Origin of the sequence: Achromobacter sp. (genome assembly GCF_050285565.1) — a bacterium.
Classification (GTDB): domain Bacteria; phylum Pseudomonadota; class Gammaproteobacteria; order Burkholderiales; family Burkholderiaceae_B; genus Achromobacter.
The window spans coordinates 674,399-683,894 of the sequence record NZ_JBLZXG010000001.1 but is presented as its reverse complement, the minus strand read 5'-3'; the positions used below and the strand labels follow the sequence as shown (position 1 = coordinate 683,894).

Annotated in this window: 8 protein-coding genes and 1 pseudogene; 5 read left to right on the top strand and 4 right to left on the bottom strand. The window is 66.6% G+C overall.

Annotated features, from left to right (window positions below; genetic code table 11):
* Positions 1-532: 532 nt before the first annotated feature.
* Together rng and ACN6O8_RS03065 are read left to right on the top strand one after the other, a co-directional pair.
* Positions 533-1,996 (top strand): ribonuclease G, encoded by a 1,464-nt coding sequence (gene rng, locus ACN6O8_RS03070; protein WP_427989598.1) that lies wholly within the window; start codon positions 533-535, stop codon positions 1,994-1,996.
* A gap of 284 nt (positions 1,997-2,280) precedes the next feature.
* Entirely contained in the window at positions 2,281-2,982 is a 702-nt protein-coding gene (locus tag ACN6O8_RS03065) for a DUF3053 domain-containing protein (protein WP_427989577.1), read from the top strand.
* A 98-nt stretch (positions 2,983-3,080) separates the two neighbouring features.
* Here the strand turns inward: ACN6O8_RS03065 and ACN6O8_RS03060 are convergent.
* From ACN6O8_RS03060 to msbA, 4 genes and pseudogenes are all read right to left on the bottom strand, one after another.
* Positions 3,081-3,257, bottom strand: a pseudogene (locus tag ACN6O8_RS03060) (diguanylate cyclase domain-containing protein); the annotation flags it as partial.
* 60 nt (positions 3,258-3,317) lie between these two features.
* A complete protein-coding gene (locus ACN6O8_RS03055) occupies positions 3,318-3,476 on the bottom strand; it encodes a hypothetical protein (protein WP_427989576.1) in 159 nt (52 codons plus the stop codon).
* Positions 3,477-3,690: 214 nt separating this feature from the next.
* Positions 3,691-5,508, bottom strand: a complete 1,818-nt coding sequence (locus ACN6O8_RS03050) for a monovalent cation:proton antiporter-2 (CPA2) family protein (RefSeq protein ID WP_427989575.1) — start codon at positions 5,506-5,508, stop codon at positions 3,691-3,693.
* A 48-nt stretch (positions 5,509-5,556) separates the two neighbouring features.
* Complete coding sequence (gene msbA, locus ACN6O8_RS03045; protein ID WP_427989574.1) at positions 5,557-7,332, bottom strand: lipid A export permease/ATP-binding protein MsbA; 1,776 nt, start codon at positions 7,330-7,332, stop codon at positions 5,557-5,559.
* A gap of 109 nt (positions 7,333-7,441) precedes the next feature.
* On the opposite strand from msbA, the gene ACN6O8_RS03040 reads away from it, so the two are divergent.
* Genes ACN6O8_RS03040 through ACN6O8_RS03030 form a run of 3 tightly spaced genes read left to right on the top strand, consistent with a single transcriptional unit; the run spans position 7,442 to position 9,471 of the window.
* On the top strand, positions 7,442-8,413 hold the full coding sequence (locus ACN6O8_RS03040; protein WP_427989573.1) for a glycosyltransferase family 9 protein: 972 nt from the start codon (positions 7,442-7,444) through the stop codon (positions 8,411-8,413).
* A gap of 15 nt (positions 8,414-8,428) precedes the next feature.
* On the top strand, positions 8,429-9,193 hold the full coding sequence (locus ACN6O8_RS03035) for a YdcF family protein (protein WP_427989572.1): 765 nt from the start codon (positions 8,429-8,431) through the stop codon (positions 9,191-9,193).
* A 2-nt stretch (positions 9,194-9,195) separates the two neighbouring features.
* Positions 9,196-9,471, top strand: coding sequence for a YkgJ family cysteine cluster protein (locus ACN6O8_RS03030; protein ID WP_427989571.1), 276 nt, complete (start codon positions 9,196-9,198; stop codon positions 9,469-9,471).
* Positions 9,472-9,496: the final 25 nt, after the last annotated feature.

Below are 9,496 nucleotides of genomic sequence, written 5' to 3'. Positions count from 1 at the left end.
CAACTGGCTTCTGCCTGATTTGCACCGACTTACGCAAAATTCGCCGACTGCCGGTTCGAGAGAATCATCGCTGACTCGCCGCCTCGCTGCCCTGCGACAAATCCGACTGCCGTAGCGGTCGAATCCGTTGCGCTTGCCTTGCCTCGCCGCCCAACAGAACTGCTTGAACTGCGAAGGAGCGAGACTATAGCACAGAATTTTGGCTTGTCACGCCACGGAAGCAAAAGCGCCGATGAATTTTGCGTACGGCGACCGTGGCGGCGGCCGCCTTGGCCCCTGCAACGCACTTGCCCAACGGCGCGTCTCTCTATATAGATAGGATTGTCCGTGCACGCCTCCTCGCGGAACGCGTCGTTGTGCGTACCCCCCGGCGCGGCCGCCGCTATCCGCTATTTACTATATCTATATAGATAGATCGTCCGGCCCGGAGGCGGCCGAACAGCTTGCCCGGCGCTTTGGTACGTTTACTATTCGCCTTGCGCCGCACTGCCTTTACCTTGGAGAAGATGCCCCCATGCCCCCAACCATCGCGTTGAGCGAAGATATCCTGATCAACGTCACCCCCTTCGAGACCCGCGTCGCGCTGGTCGAGCAGGGATCGGTGCAGGAGCTGCACGTGGAGCGCAGCATCCAGCGCGGGCATGTTGGCAATATCTATCTGGGACGGGTGGTGCGAGTGCTGCCCGGGATGCAGAGCGCCTTTATCGATATCGGTCTGGAGCGCGCCGCCTTCATCCACATCGCGGATCTGCGCGAGAACCGGGGCGAGCGTAGCCAGGGCCTGACCCCGACGCCGATCGAAAAGTTGTTGTTCGAGGGGCAGACCATCATGGTTCAAGTGGTCAAGGATCCGCTGGGCACCAAGGGCGCTCGTCTGTCGACGCAGATCAGCATGGCTGGCCGCATGCTGGTGTACCTGCCGCACGATCCGCATATCGGCATTTCCCAGAAAATCGACTCGGAGTCCGAACGCATCCAGTTGCGCGAGCGCCTGCAGGCGCTGATGCCGCCCGAGGAGAAAGGCGGCTTCATCGTACGCACGCAGGCCGAAGGCGCCAATGACGAGGAACTGGCCGCCGACCTGGAATACCTGCGCAAACTGTGGGCCAGCGTGCAGGCAGCCGCGCGTAGTCAGGCGGCACCCGCGCTACTGCATCAGGACCTGACGCTGGCGCAGCGCGTGCTGCGCGATATGGTGGGGCCCACCACGGGCGCGATTCTGGTGGATTCGCGCACCACCACCGCGGCGATGCGGGAGTGGGCCCGCGTCTATACGCCTTCGGTGGTCGACCGCATCCAGCATTACAGCGGCGAGCGCCCCCTGTTCGATACCGCCAATGTCGACGAGGAGATCGCGCGGGCGCTGTCGCGCCGCGTCGACCTGAAGTCGGGCGGCTACCTGATCATCGACCAGACCGAGGCATTGACCACGGTCGACGTCAATACCGGCGGCTTCGTCGGTGGCCGCAACTTCGACGACACGATCTTCAAGACCAACCTGGAGGCCGCGCAGGCGATCGCCCGCCAGTTGCGGCTGCGCAATCTGGGCGGCATCGTGATCCTGGATTTCATCGACATGGAAGAACAGGAACACCGCGAGACCGTGCTGGCCGAGTTGAAGAAGGCGCTGGCGCGGGACCGAACCCGCATGACGGTCAACGGCTTCACCCAACTCGGCCTGGTGGAGATGACGCGCAAGCGTACCCGCGATTCGCTGGCGCACCAGTTGTGCGAGCCCTGCCCCATGTGCGAGTCGCGCGGCAATGTGCGCACGCCGCGCACGGTCTGCTACGAGATCCTGCGCGAAATCCTGCGCGAAGCGCGCCAGTTCAATCCCAAGGAGTTCCGCATCCTGGCGTCGCAGGACGTGGTGGACCTGTTCCTGGAGGAAGAAAGCCAGCACTTGGCGATGCTGGGCGACTTCGTGGGCAAGCGGGTGTCGCTGGAAGTCGAGAGCACGTATTCACAGGAAAAATACGACATCATCCTAGTTTGAGGCCTGTCGTCTTGCCGGCCCGATGCCGGCCCCGCATGATTCGTGATACCGGAAAGCCGCGCCAGCGGCTTTCTTGCCATCGGGCCAGCCCTCGCCCGCGCGATATCAGTTGCCGCGCAAACTTTCACGTCAATGTGTGTGAATTTTGTATCGCGGCGCTTCGATTGAAATGAAGTTTGAAACCGATGGCGACGGCGGCGATGACCCGATAAGCTCGCCACCGGCTGGCTGGCCCCACAGTCCAGGGGCCCAGCCATTTCCCACGTTTTCCGGAGAATCACATAATGAAAACCCTGTTCCGTCCGTTCGTGCTGCTGGCCCTGGCCTTGCCGCTGGTGTTGGCTGCCTGCGGCAACAAGGAGCCCGAGCAACGCGCCGCGTTCACGCAATTCCTGCAGACCCGCATCGTCGACAAACCGGGCGTACGCGTGCCGCAACTGACGGAAGAAGAGAAGAAGTCGTTCGGCGACTATGCCGCGCAATACGCGGTGATCACCGACTTCAACGCCGGCATGGACGCCTCGGTCAAGCCGATGGGCAACCTGATGCAGAAAGGCGCCGTGCGCTCGCTGAACGATGTGATCGCGCGCCGTGATGACATCAAGACGGTGCAGACCGCGCTCAAGGACATGGGCGAGGCGCTGACCAAGGAGCAGGCCAAGGCCGACGCCGCGCGCGCGCAGCTCAAGCAGCCCGATGACCTGAAGGCGGTGTACGACAAGGCTTACGACAAGACCGTAACGGTGCCCGCCAACACCTTCCGCGAAGTGCTGCCACAGATCAGCGGCACCCTGGACAGCAGCCTGAAAGTGGCGCAGTACGTGGAAGCGCACAAGGCGCAGATCGATCTGTCGGGCCCGGCCCCGCGCGTGCAGGATCCCGCCGTGCTGGCCGAGCTGAACACGCTGCTGCAGGAACTGAGCGCCCAGGCGCAGAAGGTCCAGCAGGCGCAGACGCGCCTGCAGGCGGTGATGCTGGGTCGCTGAGCCGGCGCAGCCTCGCGGCAATCGGGACGGCCCATGCGGGCCGTCTTTTTTTTGCGCGCCAATGCGCCGTCTCGCGACGAGGCGGCGCCGGTGCGCACCGCCAGGTCACGCGGGCGCCGCGCCTTGCCGTGCATGGCGAGCGCCAGCATCTTCAGCAGTCCGTCACCTTCCTGATGACCATCCCGGTCGTTGTAGCGTTTGAAGCGATCGGCATCGAGGAACGGGAGCGGCAGGTTGTAGCCGCGGAGGGGACGGCTGATGCCGGCCGCCAGCATTTCGGTAAGGTTGCTGGCGGACACGTAGGCCTGGTGCCTGGCCGCGCGCCGGGAGCGGCGTCAGGACGCCGTGGCGGCGATGCGGAACGGAAAAGCCTTGGCGCTGCGGACCTTGTCGGTTTCGCGGTGGGCGTTGATGGCCCAGGCCTGGCCGGCGCCGCCCGCCACCTGAACCAATTGGCGCATGGCGCCGGCGGAAAAGCCGCAGTGCAAGGTCATGGCCTGGCGCCGAGCCAGTTCAAACCCGACAGCGTGCGGGGTCGTGGAAATCCGATCCGATTGCAGCATGGCAGCCCCCTGGCAGAAACGCTTCGGAAGTGAAGCGCGGTTGCAGATAAATCTACCTCAGCCGCCCGGACTTGCGCGTGAAATGATGCGTAAAGTAATGCAAAGTGAATGTAATATTTGAAGCCCCGCGCCGGTCATACGCCGGTCATGCCGGCGCGCCAGGTTCGGCGTGACCCGCGGGCGCCACCGTTTCGCGGTCACGCTGGTCGTTCCTGCCGTCGGCGGGGCCGGTCATGTTGCCGTACAACAGCGAACGCCCGGCGAACAGGCCGCCGGCCACCTCCAGCTCGAAGCGTTCGCTGTCGCGCCTGCGCACGTCCGCCACGACTTCGGCGGCCTCGTCCGGCGGCACGCCGACCGCGCGCAGCGCCGCTTCGCCGAAAACCAGCGCCGACTCGAAGGTTTCGCGCACCTGGTAGTCGACCCCTTCCCTGGCCAGGGCCAGCGAATGGATGCGGTCGTAGGCCCGCACCACCAGTTGCACCAGCGGGAATTCGGCCTTGATCAGCTTGACCATGTGATTGACCGACTGCGGATTGTCGATACAGATCAGGATGGCCTTGGCAGTCTCGGCGCCCGCCGTGCGCAGCATGTCGATGCGCGTCCCGTCCCCGTAATAGACCTTGACTCCCCATTTGGCCGCCGCGCGAATGGCGTCGGTGTCGGTGTCCAGGATCGACACTTTCATGTCGCGCGCCAGCATCGCCTGGGTCACGATCTGGCCGAAACGGCCGAAGCCGACGATCAGCGCGCAGCCTTCCAGGTCCTGTGCCACATCGACCCCTTCCATCGACGGCACGGGCTTGGGCAGCAGCCAGCGCAATGCCAGCACGCACAGCGGCGTGAACGCCATGGAGATGATGACGACCGCGATCAGCACCGCGGCCAGGTGCGCGTCGAAGATGCCGGCGGCGGCGGCCGCGCCATACAGCACGAAGGCGAATTCGCCGCCCTGCGCCAGCAGCGCGGCGCGGGTCAGCGCCTCGGCGTGGCTGGCGCGCAGCAGGCGCGCCACCAGGTAGACTCCGATCGACTTGACCAGCATGAACACCACTACGCCGGCGAGGATCAGTTGCCACTCGCGCGCCACGGCGGCCAGGTCCAGCGACATGCCAACGCCGAGGAAGAACAGGCCCAGCAGGATGCCGCGGAACGGCTCGATCTCGGCTTCCAACTGATGGCGGAAGGTGGATTCGGACAGCAGCACGCCGGCCAGGAACGCGCCCATCGCCATGGACAGGCCGCCCAGTTCCATCAGCAGCGCCGCGCCCAGCACCACCAGCAGCGCGGCGGCGGTCATGACTTCGCGGGCACGCGCCGCGGCCAGCAGGCGGAACAAGGGGTTGAGCAGCCAGCGCCCGGCCGCCAGCAACGCCAGCACGCAACCCAGGGCGATGGCCGCCTGCAGCCAGGGATCGCCATGTTGGCCGGCGCCGGGCGGCGCCAGCAGCGCCACCAGGGCCAACAGCGGCACGATGGCAAGGTCTTCGAGCAGCAGGATGGACACGATGCGCTGGCCCTGGGCGCTGGCGGTTTCGTCGCGTTCGGCCAGGATCTGCATGACGATCGCGGTGGACGACAGCACGAAGCCCATGGCCGCCATGAAAGCCGCCGGGCCAGACAGGCCGGCAGCCAGTCCAACCACCGTCAGCAGCGCGCCGCAGGCCACCACCTGGGCCACGCCCAGGCCGAAGATCTCGCCACGCAGCTTCCACAATCGCGAGGGCTGCATTTCCAGGCCGATGATGAACAGGAACATCACCACGCCCAGTTCGGCCACGTGCAGGATGGAACGGGGATCGGAGAACCAGCCGATGCCGAACGGGCCGATGGCCAGGCCGGCGGCCAGATAGCCCAGGACGGAGCCCAGCCCCAGGCGCTTGAACAGGGGCACCGCGATCACCGCCGCTCCCAGCAGAACAACGACGTTGACGAGCTGGTTGCCTTCTGCGGGCAAGGACATGGGCGGCTCCCGGGTGGCCTGGCGCGGCGCACGCGGCGCCGCGCGCGATCAGTCTTCGCGGAACTGCATGTTGTAGAGCGAAGCGTACAGGCCGTTGGCGGCCAGCAGCTCGGCGTGGGCGCCCTGCTCGACGATCTTGCCGGCATCCAGCACGATGATGCGGTCGGCGTTCTGCACGGTCGACAGGCGGTGCGCGATGACCAGCGTGGTGCGCCCCTTCATCAGGCGCTCGAGCGAGGCCTGCACCTGGCGCTCGGATTCGTTGTCGAGCGCCGAGGTGGCTTCGTCCAGGATCAGGATGGGCGCGTTCTTGATGAGGGCACGGGCGATGGCCAGGCGCTGACGCTGGCCGCCGGACAGGCGGGCGGCGTTTTCGCCGACGGGCGTGTTGATGCCCTGCGGCAGGCCTTCGACGAAGTCCAGCAGATTGGCGGCGGCGAGCGCGTCGCGCACCTGCTGTTCGCTGGCTTCGCCCAGGGCGCCGTAACCGACGTTGGCGGCGATGGTGTCGTCGAACAGCACCACGTCCTGGCTGACCAGCGACAGGTGCGAACGCAGGCTGCGCAGCTTCAGGTCGTTGATCGGCACGTCGTCGACGTAGATGGCGCCGCTGTCGGCCAACACGAAGCGCGGCAGCATGTTGACCAGCGTGGTCTTGCCGCTGCCGGAGCGGCCCACCAGGGCCACGGTCTGGCCGGGCTCGACCACGAAGGACACATCGTTGACGGTGTCGCGGTCGGCGTCGGAAAAGCGGTGGGTGACGTTGCGGAATTCGACCTTGCCGCGCACCGGCTCGGGCAGTTCGCGCGTGCCGGTGTCGCTTTCGGGGATCTGGTCGATGAGCGTGAACACGCTCTCGGCCGACACCAGCATCTTCTGCATGCGGGCGGCCAGGTTGGTCAGGCGCTTGATGGGGTCGAAAATCTGCGCCAGCGCCGCCATGAAGGAGGCGAAGCTGCCGACCGTGAGCGAGCCGTTGTTGGCCTGGCCCAAGGCCACGGCGATGACCGCGCCCACCGAGATCGAGATGCACACCTGGGTCAGGGGCGTGAGGGCTGCGTCGGCGGTGGCGGTGCGCATGGCGAAGCGGCGCAGGCGACTGCTGACGAAATCGAAGCGGCCGCGCTCGACCTCGTAGCCGTCGAACAGCTTGATGACGCGCTGGCCGTCGATGCCCTCGCTGACCACGCGGGTCAGCTCGGCGTTCATGTTGACGGTGTCGCGGTTGATGCGGCGCAAGCGCTTGATGAAGGTGCGCGCGATCAGCACCGACACCGGCAGCATGATCAGGATGATCAGGGTCAGCACCCACGAGGTGTACAGCAGCACGCAGATCAGCGCGATGACCACCAGGGTTTCACGCACCAGCACCGTGATGACATCGGTGGCGTAGCCGGTGACGTTGCCCGCGTCGATGGTGAAGCGGTTCAGCAGGCGGCCAGTGTCGCCGCGCTTGAAGTCGGCATCGGGCAGGCCCAGCAGGCGTTCGAACATGTCGCGCCGCATGCCCAGCAGGACGTTGTTGGCCACCCAGGCCAGCAGGTAGTCGCTGAAGAAGTTACAGACGCCGCGCAGGAAGATCAGGCCGATCACCGCCAACGGCAGCGCCCAGACATAGTAGGGTTTGGCGCCCGAGAAGCCGTCGTCCAGCAAGGGCTTCATAATGACGGCCAGCGTGGGTTGCGTGGCGGCGGCGCCGGCCATCAGCAGGGTCGCCAGCACCAGCCCCTTCCAGTAGGAACCGACCCGGCTATAGATACGGCTCCAGAGTTCAGCTTTGACGGGCTGGGAGCCCGCGGGCGCGTTGCGTGCGGCAGAATTCAATGGAATCACTCGCTTTTATACAATTGTGCCCCGGATTGTACTGGCTACGCGTTGCCGCGCGAGGCCGGGCGTCCCCCTTTACAGCCCCTAACGTGCCGCGCGCCTGTCCATGTCCGAAATCAGTTGTCTCTACGTCCGCCTGCCCAATTGGGTGGGCGATGTCTGCATGAGCCTGCCGAGCCTGCGTGCCTTGCAGGCGGCCGGCCTGCCCCTGGTCATCTGCGCCCGCCCCTGGGCGCGGGATCTGTTGGACGGCATCGAGAAACGGGAGTTCCTGCCGATGCTGGGGAAAGTGGGGCCAGATCGCGCCACGGTCAGCGCCCATCGCCGCGCCCAGGGCGCGGCGGGCCGCCGCGCGCGCGGCCTGCTATTGCCGGATTCGCTGTCCAGCGCGCTCGTGTTCCGGCTGGCGGGGGTGCCGTCGGCCGGCTACCGCGACGATGGCCGCAGTTTCCTGCTGCGCTGGCCGGTGGCCAAGCCGCAGACGGCCCTGCATGCGGTGCAATCCTGGCATCACCTGACGCGCGAGGCGCTGGCACGCTGGGGGCTGCCAACGGGCCCCGCCGAGCCCGGCCCCACGCTCGACCTGCCCTTGACGCCGGCCCACCAGGACGCCGCGGCGCTGGCGCTGGAGGCGGCCGGCCTGGCCGGGCAGCGCTTCGTCCTGATCGCGCCCACGGCAACCGGTTTGCACAAAGGCAAAATCAAGGTGTGGCCTGGATTCGATACACTTACCCGCGCGCTACAGGCCCGGGGCCATACCGTGGTAATGTGCCCCCCTCCAGCGGAAACCGACGAAGCCCGGCGCAATGCGCCGACGGCCCAGTTGCTGCCACCGTTACCGCTGGGCGCGTTCGCCGCCTTGACGACGCGCGCGGCGTTGGTGATTTGCAACGACTCCGGGGTTTCGCACGTCGCCGCGGCGGCGGGCGCCCGGGAGTTGACGCTGTTCGGTGTCACCCGACCCGGCCGTACCGGGCCGTGGTCGCCGCGCGCGGTATGCGTCGGTTCGGAAACGGCGTGGCCCTCCATCGAGACCGTGCAAGAGCGGGCCAACGCGATGCTGGACGACGCGCAGTAAACAGTTTGTCTAGAAATGACCATGTCCAGCTATCTCACGAATCTGATCATTCCCTACAACCTGTGCCTGACCCTGGTGGTGGTCGGTCTGGTCCTGGGCCTGTTCCGGCTGCGCAAGACCGGCGGCACCCTGATCGTCGCCGGTCTGCTCTGGGCCCTGGCGTGGTCGCTGCCGGCGACCTCGCTATGGCTCGGCGGCGCGTTGGAAAAGCGCTACCCGCACCTGCCGCCGGCCGAATCGCCGAGCGCCGACGCCATCGTGGTGCTGGGCGGCAACACCGCCAATGGCCGCGCCAACTGGTTCCTGCCGTACGACAAGGACACCGCCGTGGTGCGCATCGACACCGCGGCCCAGCTCTACCTGGCGGGCCGCGCGCCCAAGGTGGTGCTGTCCGGCGGCGCGCTGGAGGGCGACGTCAGCGAAGCGCGCGGCATGGCCCACGCCATCCGCCAGCAGGGCGTGCCGGAATCGGCGCTGATCCTGGAAAACGCCAGCCGCACCACCTACGAGAACGCCGCCCTGACCGAGGACCAGCTCAAGACACGCGGTATCGGCAAGGTGCTGCTGGTGACCTCGGCCCTGCACATGCCGCGCGCCATGGCGGCCTTTTCCAAGCAGGGCGTGGTGGCCATCGCCGCGCCCACCCCGCCGCAGATCGTGGCGCCCGCCGATGGTTCATTGAATCCGTGGCTGCCCGATCAACGCACTTTCGACGCCAGCCGTTCCATCATCAAGGAATACGCCGGGCTGTTCGTCTACTGGCTGCGTGGATGGGTCTGAGCATGACGGCGACGCTGGCCTGCCGGCCGGGCTGCGGCGCCTGTTGCATCGCGCCGTCGATCACGCGGCCGATTCCTGGCATGCCTGACGGCAAGCCGGCGGGCGTGCCCTGTATCCAGCTACTGCCGGACATGCGTTGCGCGATCTTCGGCCAGCCCTCGCGGCCGGATTTCTGCGGCGGACTGCAGGCGCAGGCGGACATGTGCGGCAGCGACCGGGAGTACGCCATCCGCTGGCTGGGCGAGCTGGAACAGGCCACCGCGCCGGCGGCGCATTGAATCGCATCGAATGCAAACGGGACCC